This window comes from Kitasatospora sp. NPDC023385, from assembly GCF_055664045.1.
The window spans coordinates 128,090-152,242 of record NZ_JBVOOL010000014.1; the positions used below are offsets into that span (position 1 = coordinate 128,090).

Here is a 24,153-nt window from a genome sequence, read left to right on the forward strand (position 1 = left end):
GCAGGCCGTCGTCCGTACGGCCCGATGCGCGTCCGGACCGCGACGGCCCGGGCCTGGAACACGGGGAGCAGCGCTTGGCCGGCGACTGGACAGCACAGCCGTGGGAGCCCTCGGCGGGGCCGCGCGAGCCGGAGCTCGGCCGGCTGCCGGCCGAGGTGACCGGCTTCGTCGGGCGGCAACGGGAGCTGGCCGAGCTGACGGACCTGCTGGCCGTCGCCCGGCTGGTGACCGTCACCGGGCCGGGCGGGGTGGGCAAGAGCCGACTGGCACTGCGCGCGGCGGCCCGCGCGGGCGACGTGTTCCCGGACGGCGTCTGGCTGGTGGACGCGGCCCCGGTGCAGGACCCGCTGCTGCTCGGCCACGCCGTCCTGGAGTCCCTGCGGCTGACCGACGGCACCGCCCGGCCGCCGCTGGACATCCTGACCGAGCGGCTTGCCGACCGCCGCCTGCTGCTGGTGCTGGACGGCTGCGAGCACCTGGTGGAGGCCTGCGCCGAGCTGGCGGACGCGCTGCTGCGGGCCCTGCCCGGGCTGCGGCTGCTGGCCACCAGCCGCACCGCCCTGCGGGCTTCGGGCGAGCACCTGCTGACCGTCGCGCCGCTGCCGGTCGGCCCGGTGCCTGATACTCCGGCGCCCGACGCCCCGGTGCCCGCCGCCGCGCTGCCGGACGCGGTGCGACTGTTCGCCGACCGGGCCCGGGCGGTGCTGCCCTCCTTCGAGGTGACGGCGGCGAACGCGGAGGCGGTCGCCCTGCTCTGCCGTCGGCTGGACGGCATCCCGCTGGCCGTGGAGCTGGCCGCCGGTCGGCTGCGCGCACTGTCGGTGGAGCAGATCACCGCCCGGCTGGACGACCGTTTCCGGCTGCTCACCGGGGGCTCCCGCACGGCCCTGCCGCGGCACCAGACGCTGCGGACGACGATCGGCTGGAGTCACGAGCTCTGCACGGTGCAGGAACGTTTACTCTGGGCCCGCCTCTCGGTCTTCGCCGGCAGCTTCGACCTGGAGGCCGCCGAGTATGTCTGCGCCGGCGAGGGCATCGAGCCCGAGGACGTGCTCGACCTGCTCGACGAACTGGTCGCCAAGTCGGTGGTGCTGCGCGAGGACAGCGCCTTCGGCGTCCGCTTCCGCCTGCTGGACACCCTGCGCGAGTACGGCGGCCACTGGCTGCGCGCCACCGGCGAGGAGCAGCGGCTGCTGTGCCGCCACCGGGACTGGTACCTGGGCGTCGCCACCTGGGGCGAGGTCGAGTGGTTCGGCCCCCGGCAGGCCGAGACCGCCGAACGCACCGAGCTGGCCCACACCAACCTCCGCGCGGCGCTGGAGTTCTGCCTCGCCGAGCCGGGCGAGGAGCAGATCGCCCTGCTGCTGGCCGGCACGCTCTGGTTCTACTGGGTCGGCTGCGGCCACCTCGGCGAGGGCCGGCACTGGCTGGACCGCGCGCTCGCCCTGGACCGCGAACCCACCGAGGCCCGCGCCAAGGCGCTCTGGGTGACCGGCTACATGGCCACCCTGCAGGGCGACCTGGCCGCCGCCCGGCCGGCCCTGGAGGAGTGCCGCCGCCAGGCCCTGGACACCGGCGACGACCGCGCCCTCGCCTACGCCGTCCACCGCCAGGGCTGCGCCGCCCTGATCGGCGACGACCCGGAGCGCGCCGCCGAACTGTTCGAGGAGGCGCTCTGGCACTACCGGACGATCGGCGAGCTCAACAGCAACGTGGCGATGGCCATGCTGGAGCTGGGCCTGGCCTACCTGTTCCAGGGCGACCCGGACAGCGGCGAGCTCTGGTTCGGCCAGGCCCGCGAGCTGTGCGAGGAGCACGGCGAGCAGTGGGCGTACGCGTACGTGCTGTACGCCATGGCGTACTCGCACTGGCTGGACGGCGCCGTCCAGCCGGCCCGCGCGCTGGCCCGGGAGTGCGTCCGGCTGAACCACCTCTTCCACGACCTGCTCGGCATCGTGCTGGGCATCGACCTGCTGGCGCTGCTGGAGACCGAACCGAGCGGCCCCGGCGAACCGGGCGACCTGCGCGAGGCCCGGGTGCTGCAGGGCGCCGCGCACCGGATCTGGCGCACCGTCGGCACACCCTTCCTGGGCTCGCGGAACTTCTTCGGCACGCACCAGGAGTGCGCCGAGCGGGCCCGGGCCGGGCTGACCGACCAGGAGTACGAGCAGTGCTTCGAGGCCGGCGCCCGGCTGGACCTGGACGCCGCCGTCTCCCGAGCGCTCGAGGGCGGGAGCTCGGCGAGCGGCGCCGAGCCGGGCCCGGGGCCGCGCTCGATGCCGCCGGCCCCGGCGCCCTCGCCCGTCCGGAGGAGGTGAGACCGGCAGCGCTGAGACCGGCAACGCCGAGGCCCGGAATACCCGATACTTGCCCGTTGCTTGAGGAGGCAAGCATCCACCGGGAAGGAACACCATGGCCGTCCACAACGCCGCCGACGAGTACCGCATGGCGAAGTTCTACTTCGACTCCAAGGCGTACACCGACGCCGCCCGCATGCTGGAGGGCGTGCTGGCCGAGGAGCCGGCCAACACTTCCGTCCGGCTGCTGCTCGCCCGCAGCTACTACCACTCCGCCCAACTCGGCCGCGCCGAGGCCGAGCTGCGCCGGATCCTGGACGCGGACCCGGCCGAGGACTACGCCCGGATGATGCTCGGCCGCACCCTGGAGCGCCAGGGCCGCGCCGAGGAGGCCCGCCCGCACCTGCGGCTGGCCGCCGCGATGACCGGCGAGAGCCGGTGAAGCACCGACAAAAGGGGCGAGCCCCCGCCGCCTCGAAAGGCGACGGGGGCTCACTCGTGGTCCCGCGAGGAGCGGGACCACTCGCGGGTCAGCGCGAGTAGTACTCGACGACCAGCTGCTCGTCACAGATCACCGGGACCTCCTTGCGCTGCGGCGCACGGTCCAGGCGGAAGGCCAGGGCCTTCAGGTTGACCTCGAGGTACTTCGGGGTCTGGCCCTCACCCGCGTAGCCACCCTCACGGGCGACCTGGAAGGGGACCTTCTCCTTGCTGCGCTCGCGGACGGTCACGACGAAGCCCGGCTTCATCTGGAACGACGGCTTGTTGACCTTGCCGCCGTTGACCTCGATGTGGCCGTGGACGACCATCTGGCGGGCCTGGTAGATGGTGCGGGCGATGCCCGAACGCAGCACCAGGGAGTCCAGGCGGGTCTCCAGGTCGGCGACGAGCGCCTCACCGGTCTTGCCCTCGGCCTTCTTCGCGCGGTCGAACGCGCGCGCCATCTGCTTCTCGCTCAGGTCGTACTGGGCGCGCAGACGCTGCTTCTCGAGCAGACGGACCTTGTAGTCCGAGTTCTGCTTGCGACCACGGCCGTGCTGGCCGGGCGGGTACGGGCGGGCCTCGAAGTACTTGACGGACTTCGGGGTCAGCGGCACGCCGAGCGCGCGCGCGATCTTGACCTTGGGGCGCTTCTGGTTCGCCATGAACCAAACCTTCCTTGCTTATGAATACGGCTTCACCAGGTGTTGACGGAGGTCGCTCGTCGCGACCCGGAGAAAACCCCGCCGCCTGCGCGATGGGATCAGCCGCTCTCCGGAGCCGGGCACGGAAGTGCTTGTCACACGGAACGACCCGGAATCCGGGCCGTCCGCGACACCGAGACGGTGCGCGACGCTCCTGGTGCGGACCCCTCGGAAGGGGCCTACGGCCGATGCCCCGCTGGTGCGGCCGGTCGGTGGGGTCTCCCCCGCCGCCGTCCCGGGACATGGCACTCCGATCGAGTATAGCCGCCGATCAGTCGCCCTCTTCCCCGGGCTTCGTACCGGCCTTCTTCTCCGCCCCCGGCGCGGCCTTCGCCTCGGCCTCGGTCCTGCGCTCCGCCGCCTTCTCGCTCCGCCGCTCCCCGCGCAGCCGCCCCCGGGTCCACTCCACGACGTCCGCGTACCGGGCCTCGCCGCCGCGCCGGGTGGGCTGGTAGTACTCCCTGCCGTGCACCTGGTCCGGCGCGTACTGCTGGGCGGCGATGCCCTCCGGCAGGTCGTGCGGGTACTGGTACCCCTTGCCGTGGCCGAGCTTGCCCGCGCCGCCGTAGTGCGCGTCCCGCAGATGCGCCGGCACCGCGCCGGCCAGGCCCTGCCGGACGTCCGCCAGCGCCGCGTCGATCGCCAGGTAGGCGGCGTTGGACTTGGGCGCCAGGGCGAGCGCGATCGCCGCCTGGGAGAGGATGATCCGGGCCTCGGGGAAGCCGATCAGCGCCACCGCCTGCGCGGCCGCGACGGCCGTCTGCAGCGCCGTCGGGTCCGCCAGGCCGACGTCCTCGCTGGCCGAGATCATCAGCCGGCGGGCGATGAACCGCGGGTCCTCCCCCGCCTCGATCATCCGGGCCAGGTAGTGCAGGGTGGCGTCCACGTCGCTGCCGCGGATCGACTTGATCAGCGCGCTCGCCACGTCGTAGTGCTGGTCGCCGTCCTTGTCGTAGCGCACCGCCGCCCGGTTGACGGCCGTCTCGGTGGTGGCCAGCGTGATGCTCGCCTCACTCTTCTCCAGCGCCGCCCCGGCGGCCGCCTCCAGCGTGGTGAGCGCCCGTCGGGCGTCGCCGCCGGCCAGCCGCACCAGGTGGTCCTCGGCGTCCTCGGTCAGCTCCAGCGCGCCCGCCAGGCCGCGCTCGTCGGCCACCGCGCGGCGCAGCAGCGCGCGGATGTCCTCGTCGGTCAGCGACTCCAGGGTGAGCAGCAGCGAGCGGGACAGCAGCGGGGAGATCACCGAGAAGTACGGGTTCTCGGTGGTCGCCGCGATCAGGGTGACCCAGCGGTTCTCCACGGCCGGCAGCAGCGAGTCCTGCTGGGCCTTGGAGAAGCGGTGGATCTCGTCCAGGAAGAGCACCGTCTCCCGGCCGGACATGCCGACCGCCCGCCGGGCACCGTCGATCACCGCCCGGACCTCCTTGACCCCGGCGGTGATCGCGGACAGCTCGACGAAGCGCCCCTCGACGGCCTGGCTGATCACGTGCGCCAGCGTGGTCTTCCCGGTGCCGGGCGGCCCCCAGAGGATCACCGAGCTGGTGGCCGCCGGCCCGCGCGAGCCCGCGACCAGCCGCCGCAGCGGCGAGCCGGGCTTCAGCAGCTGCCGCTGCCCGGCCACCTCGTCGAGGGTGCGCGGGCGCATCCGTACGGCCAGGGGCGCCCGGCCGGGCTCCTTGGCCTGGCGTTCCTCGGCGGCGGCGGTGAAGAGGTCCGGTTCGTCCACACCGGAAGCCTATGCGAGGCCGCCGACACCGTTCGGCCGCACGCCCTCAGTCCTGCAGCGGGCTGTCCAGCAGCACGACGTCGAACTCCTCGACCGCCCACACGGTGGATCCGGCCGCGGCGACCGCCTGGGCCCGGGCGTCGGCCATCGGGCCGCGCGAGTCCACGAAGCTCTCCCGGTCGGCGAAGATCGCGCCCACCGAGGTGCGTCCGGTCGCCGGGTCGGTCAGCAGCGCGGCGGTGACGAACCCGCCCAGCTTCGCCAGGGTCGGCAGTGCGCGGTCCCGGAAGACCTCGACCAGCGTGGTCAGCCTGGCCGGGTCGATCCAGCCCTGCACCATCCGGAACCCGCCGCCCGGCCCGGCCGCACCGGGCGGGGCCACCACCGCGGCCTCCCAGACGTCGGTGGCCGCCGTGCCCGCGAGGGGCGCCAGCAGCTCGGCCCGCCGCTCGGCCAGGTCCCGGTGGCTGTCCTGCTCGGCCTGCCGGGACTCCCACCAAGAGCCCATCGCGATCTTGCCGAGCTCCCGGTCGGCGAACAGCCCGTAGCCGCGGTAGCCGGGCTGCCCGGAGAGGAGTGCGAGAGCTTCGGTGCGGAGCCCGTCGAGGGTCTGCTCGATCCGGGCGGGGTGGCCGGTGGCGTAGACGGTACGAACGAACATGAGCGTGCCTCCCAAGGACGCCCGGACGCCACGCGGGGCCGTCGTCGGATGCGGCGCCCGGAGAAACCCCGTCTCCTAGTCCAGTGTGGCAGCGTGGTCCGGAACGTACTTCTGCAGGCCGCGCGGGGGCCGCTGGTAGCCGCGCGAGGCCGGGCGGGGCGGCAGCTCGATCTGCGGCGCCCTGATCTCGCGGTAGGGCAGGGTGGAGAGCAGGTGGGCGATCATGTCGAGCCGGGCCCGGCGCTTGTCGTCGCTCTCCACCACGTACCAGGGCGAGTCCGGGGTGTCGGTGTGGATGAACATCTCGTCCTTGGCCCGTGAGTAGTCCTCCCAGCGGGTGATCGACTCGACGTCCATCGGGGAGAGCTTCCAGCGCTTCATCGGGTCCTCCAGCCGGTCCCGGAAGCGCCGTTCCTGTTCGGTGTCGCTCACCGAGAACCAGTACTTGCGCAGCAGGATGCCCGCCTCGGTCAGCATCCGCTCGAAGGTCGGGCACTGGTGCAGGAACTGCCAGTACTCCTCGTCGGTGCAGAAGCCCATCACCCGCTCGACTCCGGCCCGGTTGTACCAGCTGCGGTCGAACAGCACGATCTCGCCGGCCGCCGGCAGGTGCTCGACGTACCGCTGGAAGTACCACTGGGTCTTCTGCCGCTCGGTCGGTGCGGGCAGCGCCACGATCCGGGCGATGCGCGGGTTCAGGTACTCCGTCACCCGCTTGATGGCCCCGCCCTTGCCCGCGGCGTCTCGCCCTTCGAAGACCACCACGAGCCGGCCGCCCTCGACCCGCACCCACTCCTGGAGCTTCACCAACTCCTGCTGCAGCCGCAGCAGTTCCCGCTCGTACGGCTTCCTCGTCAGTCGCTCCGGCCTCGCGGTCCGCTGCTCGTCGGCCACCCTCTGGTCCTCCGTCCGGCTGATGCTGATGCACCCTCACCGTAGGCGCGGCACGGCGGGTCCGCAGATCGGAACGGAGCGGTCGGAGGAGGCGGAGCGGCCGACTCACCGGCGGGCTTCCGCCGCGGGCCTCAGACCCCGACGAAGGGCTCGGGGTAGCGGCAGAGCCCGCGCGGGTCGCCGTCGTACGCCGTCAGCGGCAGCGCCTGGAAGTAGGCCTCCGGCACCTCGAACGGGCCGACGACCTCGTGCCGCCCGGCCGGCCGGAAGCCGAACCGCGCGTAGTACTCCGGGTCGCCGAGGACGACCACGAGCTTCTCCCCCGCCTCCTCGGCCGCCGACAGCGCGGCCCGGACGACGAGGTCTCCGACGCCCCGGCGCTGCCACTCGGGCGCCACGGCGACCGGCGCGAGCGCCACCGCGTCGCCCTCCCCGACCCGCAGCCGGGTCAGCAGGGCGTGCCCGACCACCAGCCCGGTCTCGTCGACCGCGACCAGTGACAGGCCGGGCAGCCAGGCGGGATCGCGGCGCAGCGCGTCCACCAGGTCCGCCTCGTCCGGGCCGGGGAACGCGGCCATGTGGACGCGCCTGGTCGCCGGGGCGTCCTGCGGACGTTCGACTCTCGTGGTGATCTGCATGGGTCGACCCTCCCTGTGTCACACACCGTTGTGGCCCGGCCCCGGACGGTGGGTGGACCGTCCGGGGCCGTTGCAGGTTAACGGATGACGCGGATGACGCCGATGACGCGACGTCAGGACGCGGGCTGCGCCTCGGACTTGGCGTCCTCGCGGACCTTGGGCTGGGCGTCCACGCCGGCCTCGCGGCGCTGCGCCGGGGTGATCGGGGTCGGCGCACCGGTCAGCGGGTCGCCACCGGTGGACGTCTTCGGGAAGGCGATGACGTCGCGGATGGTGTCGTACCCGCCGAGCAGGGTGACGATCCGGTCCAGGCCGAAGGCGACACCACCGTGCGGCGGCGGCCCGTAGTTGAAGGCGTCCAGCAGGAAGCCGAACTGCGAGGCCGCCTCCTCCTCGGAGAGGCCGATCGCGTCGAACGCCCGCTTCTGCACGTCGCGCTGGTGGATACGGATCGAACCGCCGCCCAGCTCCGAGCCGTTGAGGACCAGGTCGTACGCGTTGGACAGCGCCGCGCCCGGGTCGGTGTCGAAGGTGTCCAGCGACTCCGCGGTCGGGGCGGTGAACGGGTGGTGCACCGCGTGCCAGCCCTGGAAGACGCCCTTGTCGTCCTCGATCGGCTCGAACATCGGGAAGTCGACGACCCAGAGGAAGGCCCACTTCGACTCGTCGATCAGCCCGCAGCGGCGGCCGATCTCCAGCCGCGCGGCGCCGAGCAGCTCCTGCGAGGCGCGCTCCTTGCCGGCCGCGAAGAAGACCGCGTCACCGTTCTTGGCGCCCGCGGCGGCGGCCAGGCCGGCCAGGTGCTCCGCGGAGAGGTTCTTGGCGACGGGGCCGCGCAGCTCGCCGGTCTCGGCGTCGATGAGCACGTAGGCCAGGCCCTTGGCGCCGCGCGCCTTGGCCCAGTCCTGCCAGGCGTCCAGCTGCTTGCGCGGCTGCGAGGCGCCGCCGGGCATGACCACGGCACCGACGTACGGGGCCTGGAACACGCGGAACTCGGTGCCCTTGAAGTACCCGGTGAGGTCGGTGAGTTCCTGGCCGAAGCGGACGTCCGGCTTGTCGGAGCCGTAGCGGCCCATGGCGTCCGCGTAGGTCATCCGCGGCAGCGGGGCGGGGATCTCGTAGCCGTGGACCTCGCGCCAGACGGCACCGATGATCTTCTCGCCGAGGGCCAGGATGTCCTCCTGGTCGACGAAGGAGGCCTCGATGTCCAGCTGGGTGAACTCCGGCTGCCGGTCGGCGCGGAAGTCCTCGTCGCGGAAGCAGCGGGCGATCTGGTAGTAGCGCTCCATGCCGGCCACCATCAGCAGCTGCTTGAACAGCTGGGGCGACTGCGGCAGCGCGTACCAGTGGCCGGGCTGCAGGCGGACCGGGACGAGGAAGTCGCGGGCGCCCTCGGGGGTGGAGCGGGTGAGGTACGGCGTCTCGATGTCGAGGAAGTCGTTCTCCTCCATCACCCGGCGGATGATGTTGCTGACCTTGGACCGCAGCCGCAGGCCCTTGGCCGGGCCCTCGCGGCGCAGGTCCAGGTAGCGGTAGCGCAGCCGGACCTCCTCGTTGACCGTGCCCGGCTCGTACTCGGCGACCGGGAAGGGCAGCGGGGCGGCCTCGGAGAGCACCTCGATCCCGCTGACGACGACCTCGATCGCGCCGGTCGGGATGTCCGGGTTCTCGTTGCCCTCGGGGCGCACCCGGACGTCGCCGACGACCTTGACGCAGTACTCGGCGCGCAGGCCGTGCACCGAGTCCAGGTCGCGGACCACGATCTGCACGGTGCCGGAGGCGTCGCGCAGATCGATGAAGGCGACGCCGCCGTGGTCGCGGCGGCGGGCGACCCAGCCGGCCAGGGTGACGGTGGTGCCTGCGTGCTCCGGGCGGAGCGTGCCCGCGTCGTGCGTGCGGATCACAGCTGCTTCTCCTTCAGGGTGGGGACGAGTGCGTCGAGGGCGACGGGGGTCTGCTCGCCGGTGCTCATGTCCTTGAGCTGGACGACGCCCTCGGCGAGGTCCCGGTCCCCGGCGATCAGGGCGAAGCGGGCGCCGGACCGGTCGGCGGACTTCATGGCGTTCTTGATGCTCTTGACGCCGAAGGCGAGGTCGGTGGCCACGCCGGCCCGGCGCAGCTCGACCACCTTGGCGAACAGGACGTTCTTCGCCTCCTCGCCGAGCGCGACCGCGTACACGGCGGTGGCGGACGGCAGGTCGAGGGTGACGCCCTCGGCCTCCAGCGCGAGGAAGGTGCGGTCCACGCCGAGGGCCCAGCCGACGGACGGCAGCGCCGGGCCGCCGATCATCTCGGACAGGCCGTCGTAGCGGCCGCCGCCGCCGATCGCGGACTGCGCGCCGAGGCCCTCGTGCACGAACTCGAAGGTGGTGCGGGTGTAGTAGTCCAGGCCGCGGACCAGCTTCGGGTCGTCGACGAAGGCCACGCCGGCCGCGGTGAGCAGTTCGCGGACCTTCTCGTCGTACGCCTTGCAGTCCTCGCACAGGAAGTCGCGCAGCATCGGCGCGCCGACCAGCTGGGCCTGCACCGCCTCGCGCTTGTCGTCGAGGACGCGCAGCGGGTTGATCTCGGCGCGGCGGCGGGTGTCCTCGTCCAGGTCCAGGCCGGACAGGAACTCGATCAGCGCGGCGCGGTAGACCGGGCGGCACTGCTTGTCGCCGAGGCTGTTGAGCAGCAGGGTGTAGTCGCTCAGGCCCAGCGAGCGGAAGGCGTCGTCGGCCAGGATGATCAACTCGGCGTCCAGCGCCGGGTCCTCGGCACCGATCGCCTCGGCGCCGACCTGGGAGAACTGGCGGTAACGGCCGGCCTGCGGGCGCTCGTAGCGGTAGTACGAGCCGGAGTACCAGAGCTTCACCGGCAGGTTGCCCTGCTTGTGCAGGTTGGCCTGGAGCGCGGCGCGCAGCACCGAGGCGGTGCCCTCCGGGCGCAGCGCGAGGTCCTCCTTGCCGCGCTTGGTGAGGGAGAACATCTCCTTGGTGACGATGTCGGTGGACTCGCCGACGCCGCGGGAGAACAGCTTCACGTCCTCGAAGACCGGGGTCTCGACGTAGCCGTAGCCGGCCCGGCGGGCGGGCGCGGCGATGCGCTCGCGGATCGCCAGGAAGGTCGCGGAGCTGGGGGGCAGCAGGTCGTAGGTGCCCTTGGGGGCGGTGAAGGTGCTCAACTTCTCTATCCGTCACATTCCTCGTCGCGGGAAAGCCGGGGCGCCGGTCGCCCCTGCTGCCTGTCGGAGGTAGGGGTTGGTGTCGCGCTCGCGGCCGATGGTGGTCTGACCGCCGTGGCCGGAGAGGACCACGGTGGAGTCGTCGAGGGGCAGGCACACCCGGGCCAGCGACGTCATGATCGCCTCGCTGTCCCCGCCCGGGAGGTCGGTACGCCCGATGGAGCCGGCGAACAGCAGGTCGCCCGAGAACAGCACCGGGGGGAGGTCCTCGGCACCGGGCGTCCGGAAGGTCACCGACCCCCTGGTATGGCCCGGCGCGTGGTCGACGGTGAGCCGCAGGCCGGCGAGCTCCAGCACGCTGCCGTCGGTGAGCTCGCGCACGTCGTCGGGCTCGCCGACGGTGAGCTCGCCCATCAGCTGGGTGCCCAGGGAGCGGCCGAGCGCCTTCTCCGGGTCGGACATCATGTACCGGTCCTCGGGGTGGATCCAGGCCGGGACGCCGCGGGCGCCGCAGACCGGGACCACCGAGGCCACGTGGTCGATGTGGCCGTGCGTGAGCAGCACCGCGACGGGCTTGAGCCGGTGCTCGCGGACCATCTCCTCGACGCCGCGGGCCGCCTGGTGGCCGGGGTCGACGATGACGCACTCCTCGCCCGCCGCCGGAGCGACCAGGTAGCAGTTGGTGCCCCAGGCTCCAGCGGGGAATCCGGCGATGAACACGCGCGTCCTTCGGGTGTGCGGCGGTCGGTTCTGCGAGGACCACCAGGAGTGATGCTGCGAATCCGTCATTCAGGGGCAGCCTACCGGCGGTGCGGGCCCGGTTGCTAACCAGATAGGGGTGGCCGGGCGCGGCCGTCTGACAGGTTCACCGCGTTCTTACGGGCCCGGTCCCTACACTTGGGCGCCGAGGGATGCGATGATCCGCTCCGGAATCCCTCCACTTTTCCCCGCACGATCCGTAGGAGACACGGCCGGTGGTCAGCAGCGAACAGCGGCGGCGGCAGCTCGCCCGCGAGAAGTACGAGCGCCAGATGGAGCGGCGGGCCGAGGCGGTGGCCGCACGCAGGCGCCGCAACACGATCCTGGGCGCCTCGCTCGCCGTCGTGGTCCTGGCCGCCGGCGGAACGCTGGTCGCCACCGGCGCCTTCGGCTCGGACGGCAAGGACAAGGCGAGCGCGAGCTCCGCGCAGGCCGCGCCGACCCAGGCCACGGGGCCGACCACGCCGGCGACGCCGACCCGCAAGCCGGTCGAGGGCTGCGCCGATCCGGCGCCGGGCGCGCCCAACGGCAAGCAGTGGCAGGCCGAGCCGGCCATGTCGATCGACCCGAGCGGCTCGTACACCATGGCCCTGGACACCAACTGCGGGAAGGTGACGATCGCGCTGGACGCGGCCAAGGCGCCGCACACCGTGAACTCCTTCGCCTTCCTGGCCGGCCAGCAGTACTTCGACCACACGAAGTGCCACCGCCTCACCACCGACGGCATCTTCGTGCTGCAGTGCGGCGATCCGACCGCCAGCGCGACGGTCCCCGGCGGCACCGGCGGTCCCGGCTACAAGTTCGCGGACGAGAACCTGACCGGCGCGACCTACCCGGCGGGCACCGTGGCGATGGCCAACTCCGGCCCCGGCACGAACGGCAGCCAGTTCTTCCTGGTCTACAAGGACACCAAGCTGCCGCCGAGTTACACCCCCTTCGGCAAGATCACCGGCGGCCTGGACGTGGTGCAGAAGATCGCCGCCGCCGGCACCCTGGAGGGCGCCCCGGACGGCCACCCGATGGCCGACGTCACCTTCAACTCGGCTACGGTCTCGAAGGGTTGACCAACCCCGGGGCCGCCGCGGGCGACGTCCAGGACGTCCTCGCCCGGCCCCGGCCCGAAATCGCCCGGCCCGGATGCGGACAGCACCGGGCCTGGTCGCCTATGTTGGCGTTGTATAGGGTGCCCGGACCCGCCTAGCCGTCACCCTCGGCAGAAAGGCACGGCGGACGGGGACGGCGGACTCATCGGTCCGCCGCACATCAACTGTGGACGACGGTCGCGCGCCGCCCCGGCGCGGGCGCGACGTCATGTGGAGGACGCGCTATGAGCAGCGACCCGTGGGGCCGTGTGGACGAGCAGGGCACGGTCTACGTCAGGACGGCCGACGGCGAACGTGTCGTGGGTTCCTGGCAGGCCGGCTCGCCCGAGGAGGCCCTCGCCTACTTCGAGCGCAAGTACCAGGGCATCGAGGTGGAGATCGGCCTGCTGGAGAAGCGGGTGCGCACCACCGACCTGGCCGCCAAGGACGCCCAGACCGCGCTGGAGCACCTGCGTGCGCAGGTGGTCGAGGGGCACGCCGTCGGTGACCTGGAGGCCCTGGCCAAGCGGCTGGACACGCTCGCCGGCGAGATCGAGGCCCGGCGGGAGGAGCGCAAGGCCGCCCGCGCCAAGGCGCAGGACGAGGCCCGCGCGGCCAAGGACGCCCTGGTCGCCGAGGCCGAGCAGCTCGCCGAGTCCACCCAGTGGCGGGAGGCCGGGGACCGGCTGCGCGCCCTGGTGGACACCTGGAAGGGCCTGCCGCGGCTGGACCGCAAGAGCGACGACGAGCTGTGGCACCGCTTCTCGCACGCCCGCTCGGTCTTCTCCAAGCACCGCAAGGCGCACTTCGCCACCCTGGACGCCGAGCGCGAGCAGGCCCGGCAGACCAAGGAGGCGCTGGTCACCGAGGCCGAGGCGCTGTCCTCGTCCACCGAGTGGGGCAGCACCGCGGCCGCCTACCGCGACCTGATGGCGCGCTGGAAGGCCGCCGGCCGGGCCCAGCGGGACATCGAGGACGAGCTGTGGGCGCGGTTCCGCGGCGCGCAGGACGTCTTCTTCCAGGCCCGTTCCTCGGTGTTCAGCGAGCGCGACGCCGAGCAGGTGGAGAACCAGAAGCTCAAGGAGGCGCTGGCCGCCGAGGCCGAGGCGATCCTGCCGATCACCGACCTGAAGGCCGCCAAGGCCGCGCTGCGCGAGGTCAACGAGCGCTGGGAGGCGATCGGGCACGTGCCGCGCGAGGTCCGTCCGAAGCTGGACGGCCGGCTGAACGCGGTCGAGCGGGCCATCCGCGAGGCCGAGGACAGCGAGTGGAAGCGCTCCAACCCGGAGGCCAAGGCCCGCGCGGCCGGCATGGTCGGCCTCTTCCAGGCCAAGGCCGAGAAGATCCAGTCGGACCTGGACCGGGCCCGTACGGCCGGCAACGCCGCCAAGGTCGCCAAGCTGGAGTCCGAGCTGGCCGGCGTGCAGACCCTGCTGGAGCAGGCGCACCGGAGCCAGGAGGAGTTCAGCGGCTGACCCGGCCCGAACGGTCACCATGAGGAAGGCCCCCGGGGAGCTCCCCGGGGGCCTTCCTCATGCCGTCAGGCCGTCGTGCCCGCCGTCACTTGCGGGCGGAGGTGACGCGGTAGACGTCGTACACGCCCTCGACGCCGCGCACCGCCTTGAGCACGTGCCCGAGGTGCTTCGGGTCGCCCATCTCGAAGGTGAAGCGGCTCATCGCCACCCGGTCGCGCGAGGTCTGCACCGCCGCCGACAGGATGTTGACGTGCTGGTCGGACAGCACCCGGGTGACGTCCGAGAGCAGTCGGGAGCGGTCCAGCGCCTCGACCTGGATGGCCACCAGGAAGACCGAGGACTGGGTGGCCGCCCACTCGACGTCGATCATGCGTTCCGGCTGCTGGCTCAGCGACTCCACGTTGACGCAGTCGGCGCGGTGCACCGAGACGCCGTTGCCGCGGGTCACGAAGCCGACGATCGGGTCGCCCGGCACCGGGGTGCAGCAGCGGGACAGTTTGACCCAGACGTCCTCGACGCCCTTGACGATCACGCCCGGGTCGCCCTTGGCCCGGCGGCGCGCCGCACGGCGGTTGTCGTGCGTCGGGGTGGCGGTCTCCGCCAGGTCCTCGGTCGCGCCCTCCTCGCCGCCGAGCGCCTGGACCAGCTTCTGCACGATGTTCTGCGCGGCGACGTGGCCCTCGCCGATCGCGGCGTAGAGCGAGGAGATGTCGGGGTAGCGCATCTCGTGGGCCAGGGTGACCAGCGAGTCGCCGGTGAGGATCCGCTGGATCGGCAGGCCCTGCTTGCGCATCGCCCGGACGATCGCCTCCTTGCCGTGCTCGATCGCCTCCTCGCGGCGCTCCTTGGAGAACCAGGCACGGATCTTGTTGCGGGCGCGCGGGGACTTGACGAAGCCCAGCCAGTCCCGGGACGGTCCGGCGTTCTCCGCCTTGGAGGTGAACACCTCGACGGTGTCGCCGTTCTCCAGCGTCGACTCCAGCGGCACCAGGCGTCCGTTCACCCGGGCGCCTATCGTCCGGTAGCCGACCTCGGTGTGCACCGCGAAGGCGAAGTCGACCGGGGTCGCGCCGGCCGGCAGGGCTATCACGTCGCCCTTGGGCGTGAAGACGAAGACCTCGTTGCTGGCCAGGTCGAAGCGGAGCGACTCCAGGAACTCGCCCGGGTCGGCGGTCTCCTTCTGCCAGTCCAGCAGCTGCCGCAGCCAGGCCATCTCGTTGACGGCGCCGGCCTTGTCGTCCTTGCGGACCTGGTTCGGGGTGTCGGTGCGGACCTTTGAGGCCCCGGCGACCGCGCGCTGCTTGTACTTCCAGTGCGCGGCGATGCCGTACTCGGCGCGCCGGTGCATGTCGAAGGTGCGGATCTGGAGCTCGACGGGCTTGCCGCCGGGGCCGATCACCGTCGTGTGCAGCGACTGGTACATGTTGAACTTGGGCATCGCGATGTAGTCCTTGAACCGCCCCGGCACCGGGTTCCACCGCGCGTGGATGGTGCCCAGCGCCGCATAGCAGTCGCGGACGGTGTCGACCAGGACCCGGATGCCCACCAGGTCGTAGATCTCCGCGAAGTCCCGGCCCCGGACGATCATCTTCTGGTAGACCGAGTAGTAGTGCTTCGGCCGGCCGGTGACGGAGGCGGTGATCCGGGCGCCGCGCAGGTCCGCCTGGACCTGGTCGATGACGGTCGCCAGGTACTCGTCCCTCTTGGGGGCGCGCTCGGCGACCAGCCGGACGATCTCGTCGTACATCTTGGGGTAGAGGATCGCGAAGGCGAGGTCCTCCAGCTCCCACTTGATGGTGTTCATGCCCAGCCGGTGCGCCAGCGGGGCGTAGATCTCCAGCGTCTCGCGGGCCTTCTTCTCCTGCTTCTCCCGCTTGAGGTAGCGCATCGTGCGCATGTTGTGCAGGCGGTCGGCCAGCTTGATCACCAGGACGCGCGGGTCCTTGGCCATCGCGACGACCATCTTGCGGACGGTCTCGGCCTGCGCGGCCTCACCGAACTTGACCCGGTCCAGCTTGGTGACGCCGTCCACCAGCAGGGCCACCGAGTCGCCGAAGTCCTTGCGCAGGGTCTCCAGGCCGTAGTCGGTGTCCTCGACGGTGTCGTGCAGCAGCCCGGCCATCAGGGTCGGGGCGTCCATGCCGAGTTCGGCGAGGATCGTCGCGACGGCCAGCGGGTGGGTGATGTACGGGTCGCCGCTCTTGCGCTTCTGCCCCCGGTGCCACTTCTCGGCCACCGCGTACGCCCGCTCGATGTCCCGCAGCAGCGCCGGGTCGGCCTTCGGGTCATTGGCCCGGATCGAGCGGAACAGCGGCTCCAGGACGGGGTTGAGCACGCTGGAGCGCTGACCGCCGAGGCGGGCCAGCCGGGCCCGCATGCCGCCGGTGGAACCGCGGCCGGAGGGCGCGAGCGAACGCGAGGAGGTCGGCGCCGGGCGTGCCGGGGTGGCCCCCGAGGGCGTGGGACGGTCTTCGGGAGCGGCCGCTTCGGCCGTGGGCACAACCTCGTCGGGCAAGGACTACTCCTCGGGGCACCGGGCCGACCCCTGCCGGGCCCGAACGGACGGGGACAACCGGGAGGGGATGAATCTTCATGGTACCGAGCCGGGCGGCCCGGTGTTCATCCGGCCGGGCCAGGAAACGGAAGGACGGCAGTCGGAAGTTCCGACTGCCGTCCTTCACGCGGGTCCGTCAGACCGTGACCAGCGTCTCCAGCGGGGCGTCGCCGAGGTGCCCGGCCAGCCGCTCGCGGCCGTCCAGGAAGCCCAGCTCCATCAGCACCACGACGCCCGCCAGCTCGGCCCCGGCCTCCTTCACCAGGTCCAGCGAGGCGCCGATGGTCCCGCCGGTGGCCAGCACGTCGTCCACCACGAGAACCCGCTCACCGGGCGTGAAGGCGTCGCACTGCACCTCCAGCGTCGCCGAGCCGTACTCCAGCTCGTACGAGCGCCGGAACACCTCGCCGGGCAGCTTGCCCTGCTTGCGGATCGGCACGAAGCCGAGCCCGGCCGCGAAGGCCGCCGGGGCCGCCAGCACGAAGCCGCGCGCCTCCAGGCCCACCACCTTGGTCGCCCCGAGTGCCTCGGCCCGGTCGGCCAGCGCCCGGGTGAGGGCGCCGAACGCCTCGGCGTCGGCGAGCAGCGGCGCGATGTCCTTGAACAGCACACCCGGCTTCGGGTAGTCCGGGACGTCCCGGATCCGGCTGTTCAGCAGCTCGGCCAGGGCGATGTCGGCGGTGGTCACGATGTGTCCTCGGGGTCGTGGTGCGGTCAGCGCTTGGTGGACGGACGGCCCTTGGCACGGGTGGTGCCGGCTGCCCGGCCGCGCTGACCGACCATACCCGCAGGCTGGTCGTCCTCCGCCGGCTCGTCCGTGGCGGACGCGTCCGACGGCTCGGCCTTGGCGGCCGCGGCGCGGTGCTGCAGGACGCGCTTGCGCAGCGCCTTCATGTCCGGCTGCTCCTCCTTGAGCTGCGCCAGCAGCGGGGTGGCGACGCAGATCGAGGAGTAGGCACCGGCCGCGAGGCCGATGAACAGCGCGAGCGAGATGTCGTTCAGCGTGCCGGCGCCCAGGAAGCCGCCGCCGATGAACAGCAGTGCGGCGACCGGGAGCAGTGCGACGACGGTGGTGTTGAGCGAGCGCACCAGGGTCTGGTTGAGGCCCGCGTTGGCCGCCTCGCTGTAGGTGAGCTTGTTCTGCTTGGCGAGCCCCTTGGTGTTCTCCTTCACGGTGTCGAAGACGACGACCGTGTCGTAGAGGGAGTAGCCGAGGATCGTCAGGAAGCCGATCACCGTGCCCGGGGTGATCTCGAAGCCCACCAGGGCGTACACGCCGATGGTGATCAGGAGGTCGTGGATGAGGGCGACCAGGGCGGCCACCGCCATCCGCCACTCGAAGGCGATCGCCAGGTAGACCGTCACCAGGATCATGAAGATGATCAGACCGGTGAGTGCCTTGTTGGAGATCTGCTTGCCCCAGCTGGGGCCGATCACCTGCGCCTCGACGGTGTCCAGCGGGATGCCGATCTTCTCGGCGAGCTGCGAGCGCACCTCGTCCGAGCTCTTCGGCTCCTCGGTGCTGACCTGGATCCGGATCTTGCCGTTGTCGGTCGACTGGACCAGCGGGTGCGAGGAGACGACCTGGTCGGCCTTCTCCTGCGCCTGGGAGACGGTCAGGCCGGGCTTGGCCACGGTGTAGACCGAGCCGCCCTTGAACTCGATGCCCAGGTGCAGGCCCATGGCCAGACCGATCGCGGCGACCAGCACGATCACGCCGGAGATGGAGTACCAGAGCTTGCGGCGACCGACGAAGTCGAAGCTGATTTCGCCCTGGTAGAGCCGGTGGCCCAGATTGGAGAAGCGCGACACGGTGTCAGGCCTCCTTCACGGCAGAGGAGGGGCTACGGCGACGGCTGCTGCGCAGCGGCGGGCGGGCGCCCAGCCGCTTCGGGTCCAGGCCGGACCACGGGTGGCCGTCCAGGAAGAACTTGCGGCGGGCCAGCAGGGTGATCAGCGGCTTGGTGAAGAGGAAGATCACCACGACGTCGAGCGCGGTGGTCAGCCCCAGCGTGAACGCGAAGCCCTGGACCTTGCCGACCGAGACCGCGTAGAGCACGGCGGCACAGAGGAAGGACACGAAGTCCGAGACCAGGATGGTGCGCCGGGCGCGCGGCCAGGCCCGCTGGACCGCCGGGCGCAGCGGGGCGCCCTCGCGGACCTCGTCGCGGATGCGCTCGAAGTACACGATGAAGGAGTCGGCGGTGATGCCGATCGCGACGATCGCACCGCACACCGCGGGCAGGTTCAGCGCGAAGCCGATCCCGCCGCCGAGCAGGCTCATGATCGAGTAGGTCATGATCGCCGAGACGATCAGACCGGCGATCGACACCAGGCCGAGACCGCGGTAGTAGAGCAGCGAGTACGCGACGACCAGCACCATGCCGATCAGGCCCGCGACGAGACCGGCCTTGAGCTGGTCCCCGCCGAGCGCCGGGGAGACGGTGGTGATGTCGCTCTTGGCGAACTCCAGCGGCAGGGCGCCGTAGCCCAGCACGTTGGCGAGGTCCTTCGCCTCGGCCTGCGTGAAGCGGCCGGTGATGACCGCGCTGCCGCCCGGGATCGGACCGTTGACCTGCGGGTGCGAGACGACCTGGTTGTCCAGCACGATGGCGAACTGGTTGGTCGGCGGGGTCTGGGTGGCCAGCTGGCCGGTGACCTTCGCGAAGGCGTCGGTGCCGGTGCCGTTGAACTGCAGCTGGACCTGCCAGCCGGAGCCCTGCTGGGTGTCCAGGCTGGGCTGGGCCTTGGAGACGTCCGAGCCCTTCACGGCGACGGGGCCGAGGGCCAGCTTCTCGTAGTAGCCGTTCTCGGGCTTCTGGGAGCAGGCGACGACGGCCTTCTCCTCGGGCCCGGTCTGGGCGGCGCGGACCTCGGGCTTGGAGCAGTCGAGGGCGGCGAAGGCGGCGGACAGCTCCGGCGGGACGGTGCCCTGGGTCATCGCGGCGCTCAGGTCGGCGGCGCTCGGCGGGGTGGCCGGGGCGCTCGGGGCGCCGCTGGCGGCCGGGGCGGCGCTGCCGGTGGCGGCGGCCGTCGGGGCCGCGCTCGCGCCGGTCGCGGCGGCCGTCGGGCTGGTGCCCTCGGCGGCCAGCGCCTCACCGACGGTGCGGCCCTGCTTGGTGGCGCTCGCGGGCGCGGACGGCGCGCCGCTACCCGCGGCGCCCGAGGGAGCGGCACCGGCCGACGGGGCCGCGCCCGGGGTGCCGGTGGCGCCCGCGGACGGGGTGCCGGTCGGCGCCGGGGCGGTGATGCCGCTGGGCGCCACGGCCAGGACCGGACGGAAGAACAGCTTCGCGGTGGTGCCCACCTGGTCCGCCGCGTTCTGCCGGTCGCCGCCCTTGGGGATGTTCACGATGATCGTGTCGTCACCCTGGGTCTGGACCTCCGCCTCGGAGACACCCATGCCGTTGACACGGCGCTCGATGATCCCGGTGGCGATGTCCATGTTGGACTTGCTGATCGCCTTGGGGTCGGTCGACTTCGCGGTCAGCGTGATGCTGGTGCCACCGGCGAGGTCGATCCCGAGCCGGGGCTTGGTGTTGCCCGTCCCGAACATGAGGGCGACCAGTCCGACGGTGACGACCAGGATGAGGGCCAGCGCCCGCCCTGGGTAGCCGTCGCGCGGGCGCGACTTGGGTGTTGCCACCTTGCTCGTTTCTCCCTGTCCATGCCACTTCCCCGACCGGACCCCCGTCCGGCTCGTGGCGGGACAGGGGTCCGGCGGTTCTGCGGCCCTGAGGTCCTGTGGGCTCGCGGCACTGCGCCGCGCGTCCGGGCGGATTGCCCGTCCGTACTACTTGCTCGCGGGAGCCCCGCCCTCGACGTCGCCCTTCTCGGCGCTGTCCTTGGCGAGCGACAGCGGCTTGTCCTCGGCCGGCTCGGCGTCGGCGTCCTCGGCCTCCGGCTCGGGGAGCTCGTCGTCGGCGGGGCGGCCGTTGATGATCGCGTCGTACTCCTGGGGGTCCAGGACGGCCGCGACCGCGCTCTTGGTGAAGTGGGCGATCACGCCGGGCGCGAGCTCCAGCTCGACGGTCTCGTCGTTGACCGCCTTCACCTGGGCGTACAGGCCGCCGATGGTGCGCACTCCGGCCCCGGGCTCCAGCGCGGTCTGCATGCTCTGCTGCTGCTGCTGGCGCTTCTTCTGCGACCGGAACATGAGCACGATCGCGATGATCGGGAGGAGAAGGATGATGAGGTTCACTGCAGCCAGGGTCCTTTACGGGCCGCCGGCCGGCGGCCTGTGTGGTATGGGTCGGCCCGTCAGGTGAGAGGGGCGGTCCGGCGGAGTCTATGCAACCCCGAATCGATCGGACAACGCCAAGCATCGCATCCTGCCCCCGAAAGTGGCGACCCTCCGCCTGCACTGTTTCCCGGACCCGGTTCCCGGCCCCGCCTTGGGGTCCGGCGGCGACACCGGGCGGGAACGTCCGGGCGCGGCTCACCCGTTCAGCCGAGGGCGGTCAACATTCGTCGGCGGGGAACAGCTCCGACTGGGCAGGCAGGCGTCCGCGAGCGGTCTGGCCCGACGGGGTCTGCACCGGCGGGGTCAGGCCGAGGTGCTGCCAGGCCGCGGCGGTGGCGATCCGCCCCCGCGGGGTCCGGGCAAGCAGGCCCTCGCGGACCAGGAAGGGCTCGGCCACCTCCTCGACGGTCTCGGACTCCTCCCCCACGGCGACCGCGAGTGTCGACAAACCGACCGGGCCGCCGCCGAACAGCCTCAGCAGCGCGTTCAGCACCGCGCGGTCCAGCCGGTCCAGTCCCCGGGCGTCCACTTCGTAGACGTCCAGCGCCTGGGCGGCGATCCCGACGGTGACCACGCCGTCGTGCCGCACCTGCGCGTAGTCGCGGACCCGGCGCAGCAGCCGGTTGGCGATGCGCGGGGTGCCGCGCGAGCGGCCGGCGATCTCGGCGGCGCCCGCCGGGTCTATCTGCACGTCCAGCAGCGCGGCCGAGCGGTGCACCACCCGCTGCAGCTCGGCCGGGGCGTAGAACTCCATGTGCCCGGTGAAGCCGAAGCGGTCCCGCAGCGGGGGCGGCAGCAGGCCGGCCCGGGTGGTGGCGCCGACCAGGGTGAAGGGCGGCAGTTCCAGCGGAATGGCGGTGGCGCCCGGGCCCTTGCCGACGATTACGTCGACCCGGAAGTCCTCCATCGCCATGTAGAGCATCTCCTCGGCCGGCCGGGACATCCGGTGGATCTCGTCGAGGAAGAGCACCTCGCCCTCGGTGAGCGAGGACAGGATCGCCGCGAGGTCCCCCGCGTGCTGGATGGCCGGGCCTGAGGTGATCCGGATCGGGGCGCCCAGCTCGGCCGCGATGATCATGGACAGGGTGGTCTTGCCCAGCCCGGGCGGCCCGCTCAGGAGTACGTGGTCGGGCGCGCTGCCGCGCTTGCGGGCGGCCTGGAGCACCAGGGACAGCTGCTCGCGCACCCGCTCCTGGCCGATGAACTCGTCCAGGACCTTGGGGCGCAGGGCCGCCTCCACCGCCTGGTCCTCGCCGTCCGCGGCGGCCGTGACCAGCCGGTCGGCGGGTTCCGAGTCGTACATCGTCGTGGGCTCCCAAGTCTCCAGAGTCGACAAACCGACAGGTCGTCAGCTGGTCTCAGCGGGCGCGGTTGAGGCCGCGCAGCGCGAGCCGGAGCAGCGCGCCGACGTCCGGCACCTGCTGGGCCTCGGCGTCCGGGGTGACGGCCGCCACCGCCTCGTCCGCCTCGCGCGGGGCGTAGCCGAGGCCGGTCAGCGCGGAGTGCAGCTGCTCGCTCCACGGCGCCGGGCCGGCGGCGATCGGCTTCTGCGCGGGCACCGCGCCGTGCGGGGCGCCCAGCTTGTCCTTGTACTCCAGCAGCAGCTTGGCCGCCTTCGCCTTGCCGATGCCCGGGACGGCGACCAGCGCCTTCTCGTCGCCGCCCGCGATCGCGGCCCGCAGCGCGTCGGGGCTGTGCACGCCGAGGATCGCCTGCGCCAGCTTGGGGCCGACACCAGGCGCGGCCTGCAGGATCTCGAAGACGGCGCGCTCGTCGTCGTCCGCGAAGCCGAAGAGGGTCAGCGAGTCCTCCCGCACCACCAGTGAGGTCGCCAGCCGGGCCGGCTCGCCCAGCCGCAGGCCGGCCAGGGTGTTCGGGGTGCACTGCACGGCCATGCCCACCCCGCCGACCTCGACCACCGCGACCCCGGAGGAGATGGCCGCCACGGGCCCCTGCACGAAGGCGATCACCGGTACGTTCCTTTCACGGGGGTGGCACGGGGCGTGGCCTGGGCGGCCCGGACGGCGGCCTCCAGCCGGTTGGTCGCCCCGCCGCGCCAGATGTGGCAGATCGCGAGCGCCAGCGCGTCGGCGGCGTCCGCGGGCTTGGGCGGGGCGTCCAGCCGCAGCAGGCGCTGCACCATGGCCGTGACCTGGGCCTTGTCGGCCCGGCCGGAGCCGGTGACGGCCGCCTTGACCTCGCTCGGGGTGTGCAGGGTGACGGGGATGCCGCGGCGCGTCGCGCAGAGCATCGCGACCGCGCTGGCCTGCGCGGTACCCATCACGGTGCGCACGTTGTGCTGCGCGAACACCCGCTCGACGGCGACCAGGTCGGGCCGGTGCTCGTCCAGCCAGGCCTCGATGCCCTGCTCGACCTGGAGCAGCCGCTGCCCGATCTCGGCCTCGGCGGGAGTGCGCACCACCCCGACCCCGGCCATCCGCAACGGCCGGCCCGGCGCGCCCTCGACCACGCCGACCCCGCACCTGGTCAGCCCCGGGTCCACGCCCAGTACCCGTACCACTCGCCCCGCCTCTCGTCTCCGACCTGCGAAGGCTACCGTCCGGGTCCGACAACCCCGCGACGACACCGGCCCGGCGGTCCTGGGACCACCGGGCCGGGCAGTGCGAAGATCACTCGCCGTGAATCACGTGGATCACGTGGATCACTCGGCGTCGAGCTGCGCACCGACCTCGTCGGGGATGTCGAAGTTGGCGAAGACGTTCTGCACGTCGTCGCTGTCCTCCAGCGCGTCGATCAGCTTGAGGATCTTGCGGGCGCCGTCGACGTCCAGCTCGACCTGCATGCTCGGGAGGAAGTTCGCCTCGGCCGAGTCGTAGTCGATGCCGGCGTCCACCAGCGCGGTGCGGACGTCGACCATCTTGGAGGCCTCGGAGACGATCTCGAACGAGTCGCCGAGGTCGTTGATCTCCTCCGGGTCCTGGTCGAGGACGATCTCGAACAGCTTGTCCTCGTCCACGCCGTCGGCCTTGGGGACGATGACGACACCCTTGCGGGTGAACAGGTACGACACCGAGCCCGGGTCGGCCATCGAGCCGCCGTTGCGGGTCATCGCGACGCGCACGTCGGAGGCGGCGCGGTTGCGGTTGTCGGTGAGGCACTCGATCAGGACGGCGACGCCGTTGGGGCCGTAGCCCTCGTACATGATGGTCTGGTAGTCGGCGCCGCCGGCCTCGAGACCGCCACCGCGCTTGACGGCGCGGTTGATGTTGTCGATCGGGACCGAGCTCTTCTTGGCCTTCTGGATGGCGTCGTAGAGCGTCGGGTTGCCCGCCGGGTCCGGCCCGCCGGTCTTCGCCGCCACCTCGATGTTCTTGATCATCTTGGCGAAGAGCTTGCCGCGCTTGGCGTCGATCACGGCCTTCTTGTGCTTGGTGGTAGCCCACTTAGAGTGGCCGGACATCGCCAGCTCCTTTACGTCGCCGATGGGAAGGAAACAGATGAGATCTTACCGGTGCCGTC

Annotated in this window: 21 protein-coding genes; 4 read left to right on the plus strand and 17 right to left on the minus strand. The window is 72.2% G+C overall.

Annotated features, from left to right (window positions below; all coding sequences use genetic code 11):
- Positions 1-74 precede the first annotated feature (74 nt).
- Positions 75-2,318, plus strand: coding sequence for an ATP-binding protein (locus AC0B61_RS22610; protein WP_471742529.1), 2,244 nt, complete (start codon positions 75-77; stop codon positions 2,316-2,318).
- A gap of 94 nt (positions 2,319-2,412) precedes the next feature.
- Positions 2,413-2,739: a tetratricopeptide repeat protein gene (locus AC0B61_RS22615; RefSeq protein ID WP_471742530.1), complete on the plus strand. Its 327-nt coding sequence runs from the start codon at positions 2,413-2,415 to the stop codon at positions 2,737-2,739.
- 88 nt (positions 2,740-2,827) lie between these two features.
- Here AC0B61_RS22615 and rpsD read toward each other — a convergent pair whose 3' ends face one another.
- From rpsD to AC0B61_RS22655, 8 genes are all read right to left on the minus strand, one after another.
- Positions 2,828-3,442: a 30S ribosomal protein S4 gene (gene rpsD / locus AC0B61_RS22620; protein WP_030240707.1), complete on the minus strand. Its 615-nt coding sequence runs from the start codon at positions 3,440-3,442 to the stop codon at positions 2,828-2,830.
- A 310-nt stretch (positions 3,443-3,752) separates the two neighbouring features.
- Entirely contained in the window at positions 3,753-5,204 is a 1,452-nt protein-coding gene (locus tag AC0B61_RS22625; protein WP_471742531.1) for a replication-associated recombination protein A, read from the minus strand.
- A gap of 46 nt (positions 5,205-5,250) precedes the next feature.
- Positions 5,251-5,865, minus strand: a complete 615-nt coding sequence (locus tag AC0B61_RS22630) for an antibiotic biosynthesis monooxygenase (protein ID WP_471742532.1) — start codon at positions 5,863-5,865, stop codon at positions 5,251-5,253.
- A gap of 75 nt (positions 5,866-5,940) precedes the next feature.
- Positions 5,941-6,759 carry a polyphosphate kinase 2 gene (ppk2, locus tag AC0B61_RS22635; RefSeq protein WP_471742533.1) on the minus strand — a complete coding sequence of 273 codons (819 nt, stop codon included), beginning with the start codon at positions 6,757-6,759 and terminating at the stop codon, positions 5,941-5,943.
- A 131-nt stretch (positions 6,760-6,890) separates the two neighbouring features.
- Positions 6,891-7,397 (minus strand): GNAT family N-acetyltransferase, encoded by a 507-nt coding sequence (locus AC0B61_RS22640; RefSeq protein WP_471742534.1) that lies wholly within the window; start codon positions 7,395-7,397, stop codon positions 6,891-6,893.
- A gap of 113 nt (positions 7,398-7,510) precedes the next feature.
- Positions 7,511-9,301, minus strand: a complete 1,791-nt coding sequence (gene aspS / locus AC0B61_RS22645) for an aspartate--tRNA ligase (protein ID WP_471742535.1) — start codon at positions 9,299-9,301, stop codon at positions 7,511-7,513.
- Entirely contained in the window at positions 9,298-10,560 is a 1,263-nt protein-coding gene (gene hisS, locus AC0B61_RS22650; protein ID WP_471742536.1) for a histidine--tRNA ligase, read from the minus strand. Before hisS ends, aspS begins: the two co-directional genes overlap by 4 nt.
- A 12-nt stretch (positions 10,561-10,572) precedes the next feature.
- Positions 10,573-11,280 (minus strand): MBL fold metallo-hydrolase, encoded by a 708-nt coding sequence (locus tag AC0B61_RS22655; RefSeq protein ID WP_471742537.1) that lies wholly within the window; start codon positions 11,278-11,280, stop codon positions 10,573-10,575.
- Positions 11,281-11,534: 254 nt separating this feature from the next.
- Here AC0B61_RS22655 and AC0B61_RS22660 point away from each other — a divergent pair, with 254 nt between their 5' ends.
- On the plus strand, positions 11,535-12,383 hold the full coding sequence (locus AC0B61_RS22660; RefSeq protein WP_471742538.1) for a peptidylprolyl isomerase: 849 nt from the start codon (positions 11,535-11,537) through the stop codon (positions 12,381-12,383).
- Positions 12,384-12,646: 263 nt separating this feature from the next.
- Positions 12,647-13,876 (plus strand): DUF349 domain-containing protein, encoded by a 1,230-nt coding sequence (locus AC0B61_RS22665; RefSeq protein ID WP_471742539.1) that lies wholly within the window; start codon positions 12,647-12,649, stop codon positions 13,874-13,876.
- 85 nt (positions 13,877-13,961) lie between these two features.
- Here the strand turns inward: AC0B61_RS22665 and AC0B61_RS22670 are convergent, their stop codons facing one another.
- The 9 genes from AC0B61_RS22670 to AC0B61_RS22710 all read right to left on the minus strand — a co-directional run bounded on the left by AC0B61_RS22670 (position 13,962) and on the right by AC0B61_RS22710 (position 24,094).
- Entirely contained in the window at positions 13,962-16,376 is a 2,415-nt protein-coding gene (locus AC0B61_RS22670; protein ID WP_471742590.1) for a RelA/SpoT family protein, read from the minus strand.
- A gap of 190 nt (positions 16,377-16,566) precedes the next feature.
- Positions 16,567-17,118 carry an adenine phosphoribosyltransferase gene (locus tag AC0B61_RS22675; RefSeq protein ID WP_471742540.1) on the minus strand — a complete coding sequence of 184 codons (552 nt, stop codon included), beginning with the start codon at positions 17,116-17,118 and terminating at the stop codon, positions 16,567-16,569.
- Positions 17,119-17,144: 26 nt separating this feature from the next.
- Positions 17,145-18,242: a protein translocase subunit SecF gene (secF, locus tag AC0B61_RS22680; protein ID WP_471742541.1), complete on the minus strand. Its 1,098-nt coding sequence runs from the start codon at positions 18,240-18,242 to the stop codon at positions 17,145-17,147.
- Between the two features lie 4 nt (positions 18,243-18,246).
- The gene (gene secD / locus AC0B61_RS22685) at positions 18,247-20,076 is read right to left on the minus strand and encodes a protein translocase subunit SecD (RefSeq protein WP_471742542.1); all 1,830 of its coding nucleotides are present in this window, start codon (positions 20,074-20,076) and stop codon (positions 18,247-18,249) included.
- A gap of 147 nt (positions 20,077-20,223) precedes the next feature.
- A complete protein-coding gene (gene yajC / locus AC0B61_RS22690) occupies positions 20,224-20,631 on the minus strand; it encodes a preprotein translocase subunit YajC (protein ID WP_471742543.1) in 408 nt (135 codons plus the stop codon).
- A gap of 259 nt (positions 20,632-20,890) precedes the next feature.
- Positions 20,891-21,976, minus strand: coding sequence for a Holliday junction branch migration DNA helicase RuvB (ruvB, locus tag AC0B61_RS22695; protein WP_471742544.1), 1,086 nt, complete (start codon positions 21,974-21,976; stop codon positions 20,891-20,893).
- A 55-nt stretch (positions 21,977-22,031) separates the two neighbouring features.
- The gene (gene ruvA / locus AC0B61_RS22700; protein ID WP_471742545.1) at positions 22,032-22,643 is read right to left on the minus strand and encodes a Holliday junction branch migration protein RuvA; all 612 of its coding nucleotides are present in this window, start codon (positions 22,641-22,643) and stop codon (positions 22,032-22,034) included.
- Entirely contained in the window at positions 22,640-23,194 is a 555-nt protein-coding gene (ruvC, locus tag AC0B61_RS22705) for a crossover junction endodeoxyribonuclease RuvC (RefSeq protein ID WP_471742546.1), read from the minus strand. Before ruvC ends, ruvA begins: the two co-directional genes overlap by 4 nt.
- Before the next feature lie 141 nt (positions 23,195-23,335).
- Entirely contained in the window at positions 23,336-24,094 is a 759-nt protein-coding gene (locus AC0B61_RS22710; protein WP_030240747.1) for a YebC/PmpR family DNA-binding transcriptional regulator, read from the minus strand.
- Between the last annotated feature and the right edge of the window lie 59 nt (positions 24,095-24,153).

Bases quoted from the DNA above. Each gene is read 5' to 3' on its own strand.
- rpsD (WP_030240707.1), bottom strand. From the start codon at position 3,442: ATGGCGAACCAGAAGCGCCCCAAGGTCAAGATCGCGCGCGCGCTCGGC.
- AC0B61_RS22615 (WP_471742530.1), top strand. From the start codon at position 2,413: ATGGCCGTCCACAACGCCGCCGACGAGTACCGCATGGCGAAGTTCTAC.
- AC0B61_RS22665 (WP_471742539.1), top strand. From the start codon at position 12,647: ATGAGCAGCGACCCGTGGGGCCGTGTGGACGAGCAGGGCACGGTCTAC.
- AC0B61_RS22710 (WP_030240747.1), bottom strand. From the start codon at position 24,094: ATGTCCGGCCACTCTAAGTGGGCTACCACCAAGCACAAGAAGGCCGTG.
- ruvB (WP_471742544.1), bottom strand. From the start codon at position 21,976: ATGTACGACTCGGAACCCGCCGACCGGCTGGTCACGGCCGCCGCGGAC.
- AC0B61_RS22630 (WP_471742532.1), bottom strand. From the start codon at position 5,865: ATGTTCGTTCGTACCGTCTACGCCACCGGCCACCCCGCCCGGATCGAG.
- AC0B61_RS22640 (WP_471742534.1), bottom strand. From the start codon at position 7,397: ATGCAGATCACCACGAGAGTCGAACGTCCGCAGGACGCCCCGGCGACC.